The sequence below is a fragment of the Bradyrhizobium manausense genome (assembly GCF_018130615.1).
Classification (GTDB): Bacteria; Pseudomonadota; Alphaproteobacteria; order Rhizobiales; family Xanthobacteraceae; genus Bradyrhizobium; species Bradyrhizobium manausense_A.
Genome location: NZ_JAFCKB010000006.1, coordinates 363,612 through 378,726, shown reverse-complemented (window position 1 = coordinate 378,726; position 15,115 = coordinate 363,612). Strand labels below are relative to the sequence as shown.

17 protein-coding genes are annotated in these 15,115 nt (G+C 63.8%); 3 read left to right on the top strand and 14 right to left on the bottom strand.

All coding sequences use genetic code 11. From position 1 onward, the window contains the following. The first annotated feature begins 8 nt into the window (after positions 1-8). Positions 9-230, top strand: coding sequence for an acyl-CoA carboxylase biotin carboxyl carrier protein subunit (locus JQ587_RS15020; RefSeq protein ID WP_212299262.1), 222 nt, complete (start codon positions 9-11; stop codon positions 228-230). 150 nt (positions 231-380) lie between these two features. Next, positions 381-2,228: a glutaminase A gene (gene glsA, locus JQ587_RS15015; protein ID WP_212425773.1), complete on the top strand. Its 1,848-nt coding sequence runs from the start codon at positions 381-383 to the stop codon at positions 2,226-2,228. A 9-nt stretch (positions 2,229-2,237) separates the two neighbouring features. On the opposite strand, the gene JQ587_RS15010 is transcribed toward glsA, so the two are convergent. Next, positions 2,238-2,540, bottom strand: a complete 303-nt coding sequence (locus tag JQ587_RS15010; RefSeq protein ID WP_212425772.1) for a nucleoside triphosphate pyrophosphohydrolase family protein — start codon at positions 2,538-2,540, stop codon at positions 2,238-2,240. Positions 2,541-2,566: 26 nt separating this feature from the next. Then, complete coding sequence (locus JQ587_RS15005; protein ID WP_212425771.1) at positions 2,567-3,094, bottom strand: carboxymuconolactone decarboxylase family protein; 528 nt, start codon at positions 3,092-3,094, stop codon at positions 2,567-2,569. Between JQ587_RS15005 and JQ587_RS15000 the strand changes: the two genes are divergently transcribed. Then, entirely contained in the window at positions 3,093-3,299 is a 207-nt protein-coding gene (locus JQ587_RS15000; RefSeq protein WP_212299258.1) for a hypothetical protein, read from the top strand. The genes JQ587_RS15005 and JQ587_RS15000 overlap by 2 nt on opposite strands. A gap of 274 nt (positions 3,300-3,573) precedes the next feature. On the opposite strand, the gene JQ587_RS14995 is transcribed toward JQ587_RS15000, so the two are convergent. The 12 genes from JQ587_RS14995 to JQ587_RS14940 all read right to left on the bottom strand — a co-directional run bounded on the left by JQ587_RS14995 (position 3,574) and on the right by JQ587_RS14940 (position 15,095). Next, on the bottom strand, positions 3,574-3,933 hold the full coding sequence (locus tag JQ587_RS14995; protein ID WP_212299257.1) for a Zn-ribbon domain-containing OB-fold protein: 360 nt from the start codon (positions 3,931-3,933) through the stop codon (positions 3,574-3,576). After that, the gene (locus tag JQ587_RS14990; protein WP_212425770.1) at positions 3,930-5,066 is read right to left on the bottom strand and encodes a thiolase family protein; all 1,137 of its coding nucleotides are present in this window, start codon (positions 5,064-5,066) and stop codon (positions 3,930-3,932) included. Before JQ587_RS14990 ends, JQ587_RS14995 begins: the two co-directional genes overlap by 4 nt. A gap of 119 nt (positions 5,067-5,185) precedes the next feature. Next, positions 5,186-6,385, bottom strand: coding sequence for a CaiB/BaiF CoA transferase family protein (locus JQ587_RS14985; RefSeq protein ID WP_212425769.1), 1,200 nt, complete (start codon positions 6,383-6,385; stop codon positions 5,186-5,188). Between the two features lie 118 nt (positions 6,386-6,503). Further along, positions 6,504-6,710, bottom strand: coding sequence for a hypothetical protein (locus JQ587_RS14980; protein WP_212299254.1), 207 nt, complete (start codon positions 6,708-6,710; stop codon positions 6,504-6,506). 117 nt (positions 6,711-6,827) lie between these two features. Continuing rightward, complete coding sequence (locus tag JQ587_RS14975) at positions 6,828-7,997, bottom strand: acetyl-CoA acetyltransferase (RefSeq protein ID WP_212425768.1); 1,170 nt, start codon at positions 7,995-7,997, stop codon at positions 6,828-6,830. Positions 7,998-8,057: 60 nt separating this feature from the next. Next, positions 8,058-8,708 carry a bifunctional 4-hydroxy-2-oxoglutarate aldolase/2-dehydro-3-deoxy-phosphogluconate aldolase gene (gene eda / locus JQ587_RS14970; RefSeq protein WP_212299252.1) on the bottom strand — a complete coding sequence of 217 codons (651 nt, stop codon included), beginning with the start codon at positions 8,706-8,708 and terminating at the stop codon, positions 8,058-8,060. An 18-nt stretch (positions 8,709-8,726) separates the two neighbouring features. Beyond that, on the bottom strand, positions 8,727-9,683 hold the full coding sequence (locus JQ587_RS14965) for a sugar kinase (protein WP_212425767.1): 957 nt from the start codon (positions 9,681-9,683) through the stop codon (positions 8,727-8,729). 29 nt (positions 9,684-9,712) lie between these two features. After that, positions 9,713-10,699: a D-erythronate dehydrogenase gene (gene denD, locus JQ587_RS14960; RefSeq protein WP_212425766.1), complete on the bottom strand. Its 987-nt coding sequence runs from the start codon at positions 10,697-10,699 to the stop codon at positions 9,713-9,715. A gap of 75 nt (positions 10,700-10,774) precedes the next feature. Beyond that, a complete protein-coding gene (locus tag JQ587_RS14955) occupies positions 10,775-11,650 on the bottom strand; it encodes a carbohydrate ABC transporter permease (RefSeq protein ID WP_212299249.1) in 876 nt (291 codons plus the stop codon). A gap of 2 nt (positions 11,651-11,652) precedes the next feature. Then, positions 11,653-12,600, bottom strand: a complete 948-nt coding sequence (locus JQ587_RS14950; RefSeq protein WP_212299248.1) for a carbohydrate ABC transporter permease — start codon at positions 12,598-12,600, stop codon at positions 11,653-11,655. 65 nt (positions 12,601-12,665) lie between these two features. After that, entirely contained in the window at positions 12,666-13,979 is a 1,314-nt protein-coding gene (locus JQ587_RS14945; protein ID WP_212299247.1) for an ABC transporter substrate-binding protein, read from the bottom strand. Positions 13,980-14,033: 54 nt separating this feature from the next. Next, a complete protein-coding gene (locus JQ587_RS14940) occupies positions 14,034-15,095 on the bottom strand; it encodes an ABC transporter ATP-binding protein (RefSeq protein ID WP_212299246.1) in 1,062 nt (353 codons plus the stop codon). Positions 15,096-15,115 lie beyond the last annotated feature (20 nt).

Below are 15,115 nucleotides of genomic sequence, written 5' to 3'. Positions count from 1 at the left end.
GCGATGGCATGCCAGAAATTAAGATCGTCACGGAGGTCGCCGGTCGCGTCTGCGCGACTCCCGTGCAAGTTGGAGGAACCGTCGCCGATGGCGATGAAATTGTGCTCGTCGAAGCCATGAAGATGGAGATACCGGTACCCTCACCCGCATCAGGCACGCTCACATCATTGCTCGTGAAGATCGATGACCTCGTTGCCGAAGGCCAAGCGATTGCGATCGTCGCGAGCTGAGCACGCGCCGCCGGCGGCTTCCCGTCCGCGACAATCTGAAACAGATCATATCGCCATGGCGATCGGCATCTTGCGTCCGGGCGTTACAATGCACCGGCCTGCAGACGTTGACGGGTTGCGCGTGCTCGGATTGCGTTGCACAAGTGGGCGATGATAGCGCAACCGCCGCCCGCCACTGCCTGGACCCGCTCGAAGCCGCCGCTACTGCGGTTTCTCGACACGTGCCTCAACGAATTCTCCGCAGAGACGTCAGGCCATGTCGCCGACTACATTCCCGAATTGAGCAAGGCCGATCCTGCCTATTTTGGCATCAGCCTCGCAACGCTGGACGGCCATGTCTACGAAGTCGGCGACTCCAGGGTGCCCTTCACGATCCAGTCGATGTCGAAACCGTTCGTGTTCGCGCTGGCGCTGGATCTTCTGGGCGCCAGTAAAGTCGAGAGTGCGATCGGCGTCGAACCCTCGGGCGATCCCTTCAACTCGATCCGGCTCAACTCCGAAAATCATCCATTCAATCCGATGGTCAATGCCGGCGCGATCGCCTGCACCGGGCTGATCCATGCCAGCAAGGGCGCCGAGGCCTTCGAGCAGATTCGCCTGGCGCTCAGCCGCTTTGCGGGCCGCGATCTCGCCGTGGACGAGGCGGTCTATACGTCGGAGAGCCAGACCGGCGACCGCAACCGCGCCATCGGCTATCTGCTCAAGACCAATGCGGTGATCTCGGACAATGTCGCCGGCGTGCTCGATGTCTATTTCCGGCAATGCGCCGTGCTGGTCACCGCGCGCGATATCGCGGTGATGGCGGCAACGCTGGCCAATCGCGGCGTCAATCCGGTCACCGGCGAGCAGGTGCTGAGCGCTTACGCGATCTCGCGCACGCTGTCGGTGATGACGTCGTCAGGCATGTACGACTATGCCGGCGAGTGGATCTACCGGATCGGCATCCCCGCCAAGAGCGGCGTCGGCGGCGGCATTCTGGCAGCGCTCCCTGCCCGTCTCGGGCTCGGCAGCTATTCGCCCAAGCTCGACAAGCACGGCAACAGCGTGCGCGGCATCAAGGTCTGCGAGGCGCTGTCCTCGCATTACGATCTGCACATGCTCAACCGCAGCGACGACGCCCGCAACGCGGTGATTGCCGACTACGACATCGGCAAGAGCCCGTCACGCCGCGTCCGCCGCCAGCAGGAGCGTGATATCCTCGCCGCGCACGACCAGGCCGTGCCGGTCATCGAACTGGTCGGCGTGCTGTCGCTGTCGGCCGTCGACTACGTGACGCGCAGGCTCGCGGGACAACCGCGGCCGCAAATCGTCGTATTCGACCTGCACCGCGTCACCTCGACTACGCGCGCCGGCGCCCGGCTGCTGGCCGAGGCCTTCGAAGAGCTCGCCGCGCTGAATGTGACCGTGGTGCTGTCGGGCGTCCGGCGCACCTCCAAGGAATGGAACAGCTTGCGGGAGTGGACCGCGGAGCTGAAGAACGTCCGCGACTTCTATCTGCTCGACACCGCGATCGAATGGGCGGAAGACCAGATCGTCTACCGCTATGGCGGCTCGATCGATTTTCACGAGACCACCGAGCTGTCCGAGCAGCCGCTGCTCGACGGCCTTAGCGAAGAAGAGCTGACAGATCTGGCTTCGATCTGCACGATCCGGACCTATCAGTCCGGCGCAAAGATCATCACGACGGGCGATCCCGCCGATGCCTTGTTCTTCCTGCGTAGCGGCGCCGTTCATGTCACCCTGCCCGACGGCGTCAGGCTCGCGACGCTGACCGCCGGAATGGCGTTTGGCGAGATGGCGCTGATCGAGACCGCCCGCTCCGCCGACGTGTTCGCGGACATGGCGGCGACCGCGTTCGAAGTGCCTCTGAAGGATTTCGAGCGATTTCGCAGGCAGCACCCGCGGGCGAGCGAGCGGATCATGCGCAATCTGGCGCAGCTGTTGGCCGATCGTCTGATCGTCGCCAACACCAAGGTCGACATCCTGACGTCGACGTAGTGCGGCGCTTTAGCGGCTTGCCGCCTCGCTGATCCGCCGCTTGATCTTGGCGGCGCTGGCCTTGAGCAGTTCGGATGGCTGCTGCCCCGTCGCGGCGCACAGGCAGGCCCAGTAATAGATGACATCGCCGAGCTCTTCGACGAGACCCGCCTTGTCGAGCCAGTCGTCGCGCAGCAGCTTCTTGATGTGCTCGGCGACCTCGCCGGATTCACCGGCAAGGCCTAGCCCGAGATAGGACAGCCGCTCATTCGAGGGATGCTCATCGACTTTCGCAACGGTTGCGGCCCAGGCCGCATATTCATCGATCGTCATGACCATCCCTCGCAGATCGCGGCTGATCAGCCCACCACTTCGGTGACGGGCTGGAGATCGATCTCAAACGTCTCCAAAAACTTTGACGTCATGATGTAGAACCCGACCGAGAGCTGCAGCTCGACCAGTGCGGCCGGCGTCAGCTTCGCGGCGATCGCCTTGAAGGTCGCGTCCGTCGGCTTCTTCAGCTTGACGATCTCGTCGGTGAAGGCAAGCGCGGCGCGCTGGGTCTCGTCGAAACAGGTCGCAGCCTGCCAGTTCTCGAGCGCCTCATTCTGCGCGTCGGTGACGCCGACATTCTTGCCGATGCGCTGGTGCGCGATGATCTCGTACGGTGCCTCGCACAAGATGCCGGTGCGGGTGATCGCGAGCTCGCGCACGACGGGATCGAGCTCGCCCTTGTGGCGAATCGCGCCGCCGAGGCGGCAGTACTGCTCAAAATAGCTCGGCGAATGCGCCATCATCCGGAAGATGTTGGCATTGCGGTTCTTGTCGAGGATTTCGCGGGTACGGTCGGACGCTCCGGACGGGTCGCTGTAGTCGATACGGGCCATGATTTGCCTTGAGTTTTTCCTGAAGCTTTTGATGTTTATTGTCGTTGCCGGAGCAAGTTCCCAAAAACTCTATTCTTGCGTGGACGCAGGAGCAACATTATCGAGTCAAATTGCCGCCGCATTGCTGATCGACCTTGGCACAGTCGATATTCGCCGCGTGGGGACAAATCGCGGTGAGTACTCGCAAGTGGGGTGTTCCGAGTAAAATAATTGGCCGTTTTGCGCTTACCACGCAACGACGAGTCACGCCCAAGTCTAGGGAGAAGACGGCATGAAGGAAGCCACCAAGGGGGCGGCCTCGGAAGCGTTCGCGCACATGCTGGCGGTGATGGCGATGCTCGTCATCGCCAGCATCTTGTTCTACGGGCGTTAGGTAGCGTTTCAGAGTTTTCGTCATTCCGGGGTGGCCCTCGCACAGGCCAGGCCCAGAATACCCGTTCCAGGCTCGGTCCTTGACCGCCCCCGAATGACGAATCCCACTACCTCTTCTTCGCAAAGAACGGGACCAGTTTACCGGCAAACGGCTTGAAGCCCGCGGTCACCTCGTCGCCAATGGCGAGATCTTTCTCGCCATGGGCCATCATGCGAAAACCTTCGGCGCAATCGACCAGCAGGATGTTGTAGGGCACGTGCGCGCGCGTCTCCGGCGTCGCGGCGCGGCAGACCAGCGAGGTCGCATAGACCGTGCCCTTGCCGCTGGCCTGCGCCTCGCGCGGGTCGGCGGCTCCACAGGCAGCGCAGAAGGCGCGATGGAAATACTGGATGTGGCCGCATACGACGCAGGTCTGGTACGTGATCGCCTGCTCGCCCTTGGTCCAGTCCGCGATTCGTTCGCTCATCGCACCCGCTCCAGAAACATGCTGACATGGGACGACAGCACGCCGCCGTCGCCATGCAGCAGCGCGATCGAGGCGTCGCGCACCTGGCGGCTAGCCGCCCGCCCCGTCATCTGCAAATGCGTCTCGACCAGATGCGCCATGGCGCCGCCGACGCCGCAATGGCCGTAGCTGAGCAGGCCACCATGGGTGTTGAGCGGCATCGCCCCGTCGCGGCTGAAATGACCCGCACGCACCCGCGCGGCCGCCTCGCCGCGGCCGGCAAGGCCGAGGTCTTCCAACAGCATCGCGAGCGTGATGGTAAAGCTGTCGTAGATCGCGGCGTAACGCACGTCGGAGATCGCAAGCCCCGTAGCTTCCTTGGCGCGCGCGATGGAGATCTCGGCACCGAGCTCGCTCAGGCCGGGAGCGGCCGTGACATGCTGATGGGTGTGCGCCTGGGCGCAGCCGCGGATGCGCACGCCGGCCTCTCCGGTCCGCTCGCGGCTGATAACGAAAGCGGCACCACCGTCGGAGACCGGGCAGCAGTCCAGCAGCTTGAGCGGCAGCGCGACCGGCTTCGAGGCCATGACGTCCGCAACCGTGATCGGATCTTGGAATTGCGCGCCGGGATGGGTGCAGGCGTGGGCGCGCATCAGCACCGCAAATTCGGCGAGGTCCGCTTCGGTGACGCCGTACTCGTGCATGTACCGGTTGGCGACGAGGCCGTAATAAGCGGGAATGGTCGGCCCGAGCGGCACCTCGTAGTCGGGATGCCCGACCTGCGCCAGCGCCTGGATCGAGGCATCGCGGCTCTGCCCGGTGAGACGGTTCTCGCCGGCGACGACGAGGACGTTGCGGCAGACGCCTGATGCGACGAGGTGATGCGAGAGCATCGTCATCGCAAGGCCGGTGGCGCCGCCGACCTGCACGGCGTGGGCGTAAGACGGGCGGATGCCAAAATGCTCGGCGAACACGGTCGCCAGCATGATGTGCGGCGAGACGGTGGAATAGCCACAGAGGATACCGTCGACATCGCTGCGTTTCAGCCCGGCATCGTCGAGCGCAGCTTGCGCCGCCTTGCGCATGAGGTCGAGCGAGGATGAGCCTTCGTGCTTGCCGTAGGGCGTGAGGCCGACGCCGGTGATGAAGCTCATGTTCCCGCCCCCTTGTCATTCCGGGACGGCCCGAAGGGCCGAACCCGGAATCTCGAGATTCCGGGTTCTCGCTTCGCGAGCCCCGGAATGACGGATGAGAGAGCCCTGATCATTCTCCCCTACTCCGGCACCGCGCGCGTGACGCCATCGCGGACCATGGCGGCGATCTCGTCCTGCGTGTATCCAACCTCGCGCAAAATCTCCGCGCCGTGCTCGTTGAGCCGCGGCGCCAGGCGCACCGGTTCGGCCTCGGTCTCCGACCAGGTCGCCGTCACCTTCATGCTGCGGATCGGTCCTTCGGTCGGGTGGTTGACAACCGGGAAGAAGCCGGTCGCCTCCAGATGCTCATCGTGCAGGATCGACGCGAGGTCGTGCATCGGCATGACGGGCACGTCGGCCTTGGTCAGCAGCTCGATCCACTCGGCCGTCGTGCGCGTCTCGAAGATGCGCGCGAGCTCGGCGTAGACGACGTCGATATTGGCGGCGCGGCCAGCAAACGTCGCGAATTTGGGATCGGCACGCAGATCGTCACGCCCCGTCGCTTTGAAGAAATTCTCCCACTGCTTGTCGTTGTAGACGATGACGCTGAGATAGCCGTCGGAAGTCTTGTACGGCCTGCGGTCGCGCGAGAGGTGGCGGGCATAGCCGCCCTTGTCGAGTGGCGGCTCATAGGTGAGCCCACCCATGTGGTCGCCCATGACAAAGCCGGCCATGGTCTCGAACATCGGGATGTCGACGCGCTGGCCGCGCCCGGTGCGATCGCGATGCACGAGGCTGGCGCAGATCGCGCCGACGGCGGTGAGGCCGACGATGCGGTCGACCAGCGCATTCGGCACGTAGCGCGGAATGCCATCACCGGTCTGCGCCATCAGCGCGGGAAGCGCCGTGGCACCCTGGATCAGGTCGTCATAGGCGGGCTTGGCGGCATAAGGCCCGTCCTGGCCGAAACCGAACACGCCGGCATAGACGAGGCGCGGATTGATCGCGGAGACGACGTCGTAGCCGAGCTGAAGCCGCGCCATCGCCTGCGGACGGACGTTGTAGACGAGCACGTCCGCGTCCGTCAGCAGGCGCAGCACAGCTTCACGGCCAGCGGGTTTCTTGAGGTCAAGGCAGATCGAGCGCTTGCTGCGGTTGGTGTTGAGAAACACCGGACCCATGCCGGTGTGCCGCATCGGACCGATCAGGCGGGTGACGTCGCCGTCGAGCGATTCCACCTTGACCACCTCGGCGCCGTAGTCGCCGAGCATCTGGGTCGCATAGGGCCCCATCAGCACGGTGGTCATGTCGATGACCTTGATGCCCTTCAGCGGCCCCATCCGTTCACTCCCGATTGCGCAGGCTTGAGATGTCCCCGCGATTTCGGTCCAGCTAACGGCAGCGACGCCGGGCGCACAAGGGCGGCCGGCGTATGGCCGCATGCGCAGCAATCGGCAGCTATTTCTTCTGGCGGGATTCGCGGATCTTCATGAGACGGTCGAGTTCATCGTTCTGCTGGTTGATACGGTCGGCGATCCGCGACTCGCTCTGCTCGCCGGATGCGGCAGCAGCCTGCTCGATAAGCTGGCGGATATTATCCTCAAGGATCGCGATCCGATCGTTGAGGGCCTCGAGAGAAAGTGAATCTTCGTAGTCAGTGCTCATGATGCATTCCCTGCAAATCAATCAGAGCATTAAGGCGGGCTGGAACCGGCCCACCATGATCTAGCGCAAGAAAGAGGTGGGCACGGCGCATGGCGCCTTTGCCCACCCTGAGCGAGCTTACTTCAGCGGCTCCAGGACGGAGACGTAGTTGGCGACCGCGGCGCCGCCCATGTTGAAGATGCCGCCAAGCTTGGCGTTCTTCAGCTGCATGCCTTCCGGCGCCTGCCCTGCAAGCTGCATCGCGGTCATCACATGCATGGAGACGCCGGTGGCGCCGATCGGATGGCCCTTGGCCTTCAAGCCGCCGGACGGATTGACCGGCAGCTTGCCGTCCTTGAGCGTCCAGCCTTCCTTGATGGCGCGGGCGCCCTGCCCCTTCGGCGTCAGGCCCATCGCTTCGTACTCGATCAGCTCGGCGACGGTGAAACAGTCGTGGGTCTCGACGAACGAGAGATCGTTGAGCGTCACACCGGCCTTTTCCAGTGCACGCTGCCAGGCGACCGTGCAGCCCTCGAACTGGAGGATGTCGCGCTTGGACATCGGCAGGAAGTCCTGGGCATGCGCAGTGGCGCGGAAGCCGATCGACTTGCTCATGCCCTTGGCGGTCTCGGTATCGGCCAGCACCAGCGCCGCCGCACCGTCGGAGACCAGCGAGCAGTCGGTACGCTTCAGGGGACCCGCGACATAGGGGTTCTTCTCGCTCTCGGCGCGGCAGAAGTCGAAGCCGAAATCCTTGCGCATCTGGGCGAAGGGATTGGCGACGCCGTTCTTGTGGTTCTTGGCCGCGATCAGCGCCAGTGCATCGGACTGGTCACCGTATTTCTGGAAATAAGAGCTGGCGATCTTGCCGAATACGCCGGCAAAACCGCCGACGGTGTCGCCGTCCTCCGGCAGATAGGACGCCTTGAGCAGGTTCTTGCCGATCTCGGGGCCCGGCGTACGCGTCATCTGCTCGACACCGACGACCAGCACGATTTTTGCTGCCCCTGCGGCGATCGCCCGCAGGCCCTGATGGACCGCAGCAGAGCCGGTGGCGCAGGCGTTCTCGACCCGGGTCGCCGGCTTGAAGCGCAGCTTCGGGTCGGCCTGGAGCACCAGCGAGGCGGTAAAATCCTGCGCCGAGAAGCCGGCGTTGAAATGGCCGAGCACGATCTCGTCGACGTCGGAGGCCGAAATGCCGGCATCGGCCATCGCCTCATTCGCGACGCGGGTGACGAGGCTTTCGACGGTTTCGGTGTCGAACTTGCCGAATGGCGTATGCGCCCATCCGACGATGCTGGCGGTCATGGTCTTTTCTCCCTGGCGGTCTCTTGCTGACCTAAGTCTTAGCCCAGGGATGGCAAGACTTCACGCAGGTTTAAGGGCCTGGAGGGTGCGCTGGCAGATGGCAGTTATGCCGGCCCAGTTCCCCGCCTTGATCTCCGCCGTCGGGCACAGCCAGGAACCGCCAACACAGACCACGTTGGGTTCGGCAAGCCAGGTCGCCGCATTGGCCTCGCCGACCCCGCCGGTCGGGCAGAACCGCACGTTCGGGAACGGCCCGCCAAGCGAACGCAGGCCCTTGATGCCGCCGGCCTGCTCGGCCGGGAAGAACTTTGCGACGTCGAAGCCGTAGGACAGCGCCGTCATCAGCTCGGACGCCGTGGCAATGCCCGGCGCGAACGGCAGCGAGCTATCGGCGGCGACCTTGAGGAGATCGGGGGTCAGGCCCGGGCTGATGCCGAATGCGACGCCGAGCTTCTCGACACGGGTGAAGTCGGCCGGATTGAGAATGGTGCCGATGCCGACGACCGCATCGGGCACTTCGGCCATCATCGCCCGCGCCGCCTCGATCGCAACGGGGGTGCGCATGGTCACCTCCAGCGTGCGGACGCCGCCGGCCACCAGCGCTTTCGCCAGCGGCACGGCGTCCTGGATACGCTCGATGGTGAGGACGGGAATGACGGTCGCGGCCTTGAACAGCGCGACGAGGTGGTTCTGTTGGGCGGTGGTGGTCATCTTAAGGGATCTTTTCGTTTACTTGGTCGCCTGGCGCGTGGGCGCCGGACGATGCCGCTTCTTCGGTGGCATGGCATAGCCCGGAATGATGGCGCCGGGATAGCAGATCACGAGGCTGGCGAGACGATGGCCGGCCTGGGCCGCCTCCACCGGCTCGGAACCGCCGAGCCGGGCCGCGATATAGGCCGCGGCAAAGCTGTCGCCGGCCGCCGTGGTGTCGACGACCGGCTTGGTCATGGGTTCGGCGCGGACCTCGCTGGTCCCGCCGGGGAAGCGCAGCAGGCTGACCGGCTCGGCAAGCCGGAACACCAGCTCAGGCGTCGGGATGCGCGCCATCAATTGCTCAGGACTTTCGCCGGGATAGAGCGCCAGCATATCCTCGGTCGAGGTCAGCACGATGTCGGCAGCCGCGAACGCCGCCGCAAACACCTCACGCGCGACGTCGCGATCCGGCCAGCCGCGCGCGCGGAAGTTGGTGTCGAACACGAAACGGGTGCCGAGCAGACGCGCACGCTTGATCGCCGCGAACAGCCGGTCGCGCCCGGCGGCATCATAGATCGAGAGCGTAATCGCGGAGAGATAGACGATGTCGTAGCTCATCAGCGAGTTGAGCAGCTCGTCGGTCTCCGGCAGGCTCATCAACTGCCGCGCGGCCGCACTGTCGCGCCAGTGGAAGAACTGGCGCTCACCATTGGCATCCAGCTGGATCATGTAGAGGCCGGGCAGCTTGCCCGGCAGTCGCACCACGCGCCGCGTGCCAACGCCCTCGGCATTCCAGGCTGCGATCATCTCGTCGCTCATGCCGTCGTCGCCGAGCGCGGTGAGATAGTCGACCTTGACATCGAGCCGCGCCAGATACACCGCCGTGTTGAGAGTGTCGCCGCCGAAGCCGCGCGAGAACAGGCCGCCGGCCTGCCCGCCCTGAGCCTGCCGAAGCTCGACCATGCATTCACCGATGCAAGCTACGCTCGCCATCGTCATATCCCGGCTATTCATCGGTTAGATCAGGCGACGAAATTGCCGCCGAGCTCGTCTTCGATGTGAATGCGGATGATGTCGTCGAAAGTCTTCTCGGCAGTGGTGAAGCCGAGCTCGAGCGACCGCTTTGCGTCGAAGTTGCGCGGCCAGCCGCCGACGATGCCGACGATGAAGGGATCGGGCTCCCGCTTGATGCGGGCTGCGACCTTGTCACCCGCGACCCGCTTCAGCGCGGCGATCTGCTCGCCGACGGTAGCCGACAGGCCCGGCATGGTCAGGTTGCGGCGCGGACCGACCTTGGCGAGATCCATGGTTCCAGCATGCAGCAGGAAGCCGACGGCCGAGCGCGGCGTCGCGTGCCAGTGGCGGACGTCCTCGGACACCGGGAGGATCGCCTCCTTGCCGGCCAGCGGCTCGCGCAGGATGTTGGAGAAGAAGCCCGATGCCGCTTTGTTGGGCAGACCGGGACGGATGCAGATGGTCGGCAGGCGAATGCCGATCCCGTCCAAGAAGCCGCGGCGGGAATAGTCGGCCAGCAGCAATTCGCCGATCGCCTTCTGGGTACCGTAGCTGAGCAGCGGCGTATGGAAGAACTCGTCGCCGATCGCATCCGGGAACGGGGCGCCAAACACCGCGATCGAGGACGTGAACACCACGCGGGGCTTGTAGCCGCCGCCGACGAGCCTGATCGCGTCGAGCAACATCCGCGTGCCGTCGAGGTTGATGCGGTAGCCCTTGTCGAAATCGAGTTCGGCCTCGCCCGAGACGATCGCGGCGAGATGGAAGATCACGTCCGGGCGGCCGGCGATCAGCTTTTCGGCAGCGCCGGGGACGGCGAAATCGCCCGCGACGGTCTCGACCGGAAAACCGGCTTTCTCCGGCTTCTTGGGCTCGACCACGTCATGCATGGTCAATTTGGTGATGTCGCTCTTGCCGAGACGGCCGTCGCGCAAGAGACGTTCACACAATTTGCGGCCGACCATGCCAGCCGCGCCCAGAACCAGAATGTGCAAGAGCCTACTCCTTCTTATTGGCCGGAACGCGCCGCTCTTGAAACCCGTTGGCGCGTTCTCAGGCAGGCCCCGCGATCATTCCTTCACGGCGCCGGTCATCGCCGACACATAGTACTCTACGAAGAAGGAATAAAGGATAACTACGGGGACCGAGCCAGTCAGGGCCGCCGCCATCAGCGCACCCCAATGATAGACGTCGCCATTGACGAGCTCGGTGATGGCGCCGACCGGAATGGTCTTGTTCTCCGACGAGGAGATGAAGGTCAGCGCGTAGATGAACTCGTTCCAGGACAGCGTGAAGGCGAAGATGCCGGCCGAAATCACCCCTGGGAGCGACAGCGGCAGCGTGATCTTGACCAGGATCTGAAGCCGCGTGGCGCCGTCGATCAGTGCGCATTCCTCCAGCTCGTAGGGAATGGTGCGGAAATAGCCCATCAGCAGCCAGGTGCAGAACGGGATCAGGAAGGTCGGATAGGTCAGGATCAACGCCAGATTGCCGTCGAACAGGCCGAGCTGGAATACGATCGCCGCCAGCGGAATGAAAAGGATCGAGGGCGGGACCAAATAGCCGAGGAAGATCGCGAGGCCGACATAGCGCGAGCCCTTGTAGCGCAGGCGCTCGATCGCATAGGCCGCGCAGACACTGGCGAACAGCGAGATGAAGGTCGAGGACACCGAGACGATCACCGTGTTCCACATCCACAGCGGATAGTCGGTGTCGAAGAACAGCTTCTTGATGTGCTCCAGGGTCGGGTGCGCGATCAGGAACGGATTGTACTTCTCGTAGTCGTACATTTCCGCGTCGGGTTTGAACGTCGTCACCGCCATCCAGTAGAACGGAAACAGCAGGAAGAGGATGATCAGACCGAGCGGGAGATAAACGCGCAGGAACTTCCGCGGAAAACTCTCCAGATAGTCCATTCCGACGCTTTGATCGTCTACGGTGGTCATGGTCAGTCCCTCCCGCCCTGCTGCCAGCGTGAGCGTTGAAGCCCGAAGAAGCTGAGCAGGATCGCCGCGACCAGGAACGGGATCATCGCATTCGAGATCGCCGCGCCCTCGCCAAGGTTGCCGCCGGTGATGGCGCGCTGGAACGACAGCGTCGCCATCAGGTGCGTCGCATTGATCGGACCACCGCGCGTGATGGTGTAGATGAGCTGGAAGTCGGTAAAGGTCATCAGCACCGAGAACGTCATCACGACCGCGATGATCGGCGACAGCATCGGCAGCGTGATGTGGCGGAAGCGCTGCATGTTGGTGGCGCCGTCGAGGTTTGCGGCCTCGTAGAGCGACGGCGAGATGGTCTGCAATCCCGCCAGCAGCGTGATCGCGACGAAGGGCACGCCGCGCCAGATGTTGGCGAGCACGACGGACCAGCGCGCATTCCAGGGATCGCCGAGGAAATCGATGTAGTGGGTTAGCAGGCCCGCCTTGATCAGCACCCAGGAGATGATCGAGAACTGGCTGTCATAGATCCACCAGAAGGCGATCGCCGACAGCACGGTCGGCACCACGAAGGGCAACAGCACGATGGCGCGGACCATCGACTTGAACGGCAGCCGCTCGTTGAGCAGCAGGGCCAGATAGAGCCCGACCGCGAACTTCACGATGCTCGCGAACACCGTGTAGAAAATGGTATTGAACACCGACAGCCAGAACACGCTGTCCTTGGACAGCGAGACGAAGTTCTGGAAGCCGATGAAACGGCCGACGCCACCGATCTTGGTGTCGGTCATGCCGAGCCAGAACCCGAGCGCCAGCGGATAAGCCAGAAAGAGGATCAGGATGGCGATCGCCGGCACCATGAACATGGCGCCGAGAAAATTCCGGCTTTCGAACGCCCTGGTCCACAAGCTGCTGCGCTTGATCTGCGCGGCGACGGGCTCGGCGATAACGGCCATGTCGGACTCCCAAAAAGAACGACAACGGCGGCGCCCAGCGAACTGGACGCCGCCGCGCTAGCGGATCAGACCTGGTAGTAGCGCTTGGCGCGCTCGGCGGCGCGTTTCGCTGCCTCCTGCGGCGTGGCCGAGCCGGAGGCGGCTTCCGCGAACATATCGACCACGACGAAGTCGCCCATGACGGCGGCCGAGGCATAGCCAAGATCGCCGGCATAGCCGTTATCGCGGCAGCGCTTCAGACAGTCGCGATACGGCGTGATCTTGGGATCGGAGGTCCACACCGGATTGTCGTTATAGGCCGGGAGCGGCGGCGAGACGTAGCCGTTGGAGGCGACCTCCCAGGCGTCGTAGTTCTCCTTGTCCATCATGAACTTGATGTATTCCTTGACCGCCTTCGGATACTTCGAGTGCTTGTAGCCGTAGTAGACGAGGACGTTCTGCTGCTCGGTCGGCACGCCCACGGGCCCGATCGGCATCGGCGCATGATCCATGTCCTTGGCGATCTCCTGCTGCTTCGGATCGGTCGAGTTCTTGCCGACGGTCCAGATCGAGATGCCGTTCAGGGTGAGGCTGAGCTCGCCGTTCAGGAACGCCTTGTTGTTGTTGCTATCGTTCCACGACAGCACGCCCGGAATGAACGTCGCATAGAGCTGCTTCACGTATTCGATCGCGGCGATCGTCTCCGGCGAGTCGATCACGACCTCGTTCTTGTCGTTGACAACCTTGCCGCCGAACGCCCACAGCGCCCACTGGCACCAGCCGTTGGCATCGCCCGTAGCATGGCCGAGCGCGAAGCCCGCCGGCGTGTTGTTCTTCTTCAGGGCCTGGCACAGCTTGAGGAAGCCGTCGGTGTCCTTGGGGAATTGCTCGAAGCCCGCGGCTTTCACGTGGCTGATGCGGTAGTTCAGACAGCCGCCGGTCGCGCCTTGCGGAATGGCGATCCAGCCGTTGCCTTTCTTGCCGTAGCGCTCGGCCACCGGGTACCAGCCGCCATACTGCTTGCCGAGATAGTCGGCGACATCGGTCATGTCGATCAGCTTCTCGGGGAATTTGAAGGGGTCATCGAGCGTCCCGATGATGAGATCGGGACCGGCGCCGACGTTGGCGGCGACCGCGGCCTTGGGGCGAATGTCTTCCCAGCTCTCGGCCTCGAGCTTCACCTTGATGCCGGTCTTCTCGGAGAACTTCTTGGTCTGCTCGGCGAACTTGTCGAACTCGGCCTGGATGAACTGCTTCCAGCGCAGCACGCGGATAGAGGCGTTCGGCTCCGGCGTGTTGGTCCACTCCGCAGCCCGGACGGGGACGATACCTGGGCCAGCCAGCAACGCTGCGCCGCCCAGGCCGGCTTTAAGCACACTTCGCCTGTCGAAATCGCTCATCGTTCTCTCCCTAAATTTTATTTGTATTTGGCAGTCTTACGTCACGAAACGCCGCTACATGCGCTTACCCGTCGCCTCGTCGAACAGATGCACCAGCGCCGGGTCGGGCTTCAGCCGCACCTTGTCCCCCGGATTGAACTGGTGACGCTCGCGGAAGACCGCGACGACCTGCTCGCCGCCGACCTTCGCGAACACCTGCGTCTCCGAGCCGGTCGGCTCGACCACAACGATCTCCGCCTCGGCGCCATCATCGGCAATGGTGAAGTGCTCGGGCCGCACGCCGTAGACGGCGGGCTTGCCGTCGGAGCCGGCCGGCGCGGACTTGAGCGGCAGCTTGACGCCGTTCGGACCCTCGAAGGTCGCAACGCCGTTCACGCGCACATGGCCTTTGAGGAAGTTCATGGCGGGCGAGCCGATGAAGCCGGCGACGAACTGGTTTTCCGGCTTGTCATAGAGCTCGAGCGGCGTGCCCATCTGCTCGACAATGCCGTCGTGCATCACGACGATCTTGTCAGCCATGGTCATGGCCTCGATCTGGTCGTGGGTGACGTAAACGGTCGTGGTCTTGAGCCGCTGGTGCAATTCCTTGATCTCGGTGCGCATGGCAACGCGCAGCTTGGCGTCCAGGTTCGACAACGGCTCGTCGAACAGGAACACCTGGGGATCGCGTACGATGGCGCGGCCCATGGCGACGCGCTGGCGCTGGCCGCCGGAGAGCTGGCGCGGATAGCGATCGAGCAGCGGCGACAGTGCAAGGATCTCGGCGGCGCGCTTGACGCGTTTGTTGATCTCGTCGGAGCCGGCATTCCGCAGCTTCAGCGAGAAGCCCATGTTCTCGGCGACCGTCATGTGCGGATAGAGCGCGTAGTTCTGGAACACCATCGCAATGTCCCGCTCCTTCGGCTGGACATTGTTGACGACGCGGTCGCCGATCGAGATCGTGCCGGAGGTGATGTTCTCGAGGCCCGCGAGCATGCGCAGGAGCGTCGACTTGCCGCAGCCGGAGGGGCCAACCAGGACGACGAACTGGCCGTCCTCGATCGGGATCGAGACGCCGTGCAGGACCTCAAAATTGCCGAACGATTTCCGCACGTCGCGGATTTGCACAGACGACATCTAGCTCCCTCCTTCGACTA

Excerpts from the sequence above, each read along its gene's own strand:
- JQ587_RS15020 (WP_212299262.1), top strand. The coding sequence starts at position 9 with ATGCCAGAAATTAAGATCGTCACGGAGGTCGCCGGTCGCGTCTGCGCG.
- glsA (WP_212425773.1), top strand. The coding sequence starts at position 381 with ATGATAGCGCAACCGCCGCCCGCCACTGCCTGGACCCGCTCGAAGCCG.
- JQ587_RS15010 (WP_212425772.1), bottom strand. The coding sequence starts at position 2,540 with ATGACGATCGATGAATATGCGGCCTGGGCCGCAACCGTTGCGAAAGTC.
- JQ587_RS15000 (WP_212299258.1), top strand. The coding sequence starts at position 3,093 with ATGATTTGCCTTGAGTTTTTCCTGAAGCTTTTGATGTTTATTGTCGTT.
- JQ587_RS15005 (WP_212425771.1), bottom strand. The coding sequence starts at position 3,094 with ATGGCCCGTATCGACTACAGCGACCCGTCCGGAGCGTCCGACCGTACC.
- JQ587_RS14995 (WP_212299257.1), bottom strand. The coding sequence starts at position 3,933 with ATGAGCGAACGAATCGCGGACTGGACCAAGGGCGAGCAGGCGATCACG.
- JQ587_RS14990 (WP_212425770.1), bottom strand. The coding sequence starts at position 5,066 with ATGAGCTTCATCACCGGCGTCGGCCTCACGCCCTACGGCAAGCACGAA.
- JQ587_RS14985 (WP_212425769.1), bottom strand. The coding sequence starts at position 6,385 with ATGGGGCCGCTGAAGGGCATCAAGGTCATCGACATGACCACCGTGCTG.
- JQ587_RS14980 (WP_212299254.1), bottom strand. The coding sequence starts at position 6,710 with ATGAGCACTGACTACGAAGATTCACTTTCTCTCGAGGCCCTCAACGAT.
- JQ587_RS14975 (WP_212425768.1), bottom strand. The coding sequence starts at position 7,997 with ATGACCGCCAGCATCGTCGGATGGGCGCATACGCCATTCGGCAAGTTC.
- eda (WP_212299252.1), bottom strand. The coding sequence starts at position 8,708 with ATGACCACCACCGCCCAACAGAACCACCTCGTCGCGCTGTTCAAGGCC.
- JQ587_RS14965 (WP_212425767.1), bottom strand. The coding sequence starts at position 9,683 with ATGGCGAGCGTAGCTTGCATCGGTGAATGCATGGTCGAGCTTCGGCAG.
- JQ587_RS14955 (WP_212299249.1), bottom strand. The coding sequence starts at position 11,650 with ATGACCACCGTAGACGATCAAAGCGTCGGAATGGACTATCTGGAGAGT.
- JQ587_RS14950 (WP_212299248.1), bottom strand. The coding sequence starts at position 12,600 with ATGGCCGTTATCGCCGAGCCCGTCGCCGCGCAGATCAAGCGCAGCAGC.
- JQ587_RS14945 (WP_212299247.1), bottom strand. The coding sequence starts at position 13,979 with ATGAGCGATTTCGACAGGCGAAGTGTGCTTAAAGCCGGCCTGGGCGGC.
- JQ587_RS14940 (WP_212299246.1), bottom strand. The coding sequence starts at position 15,095 with ATGTCGTCTGTGCAAATCCGCGACGTGCGGAAATCGTTCGGCAATTTT.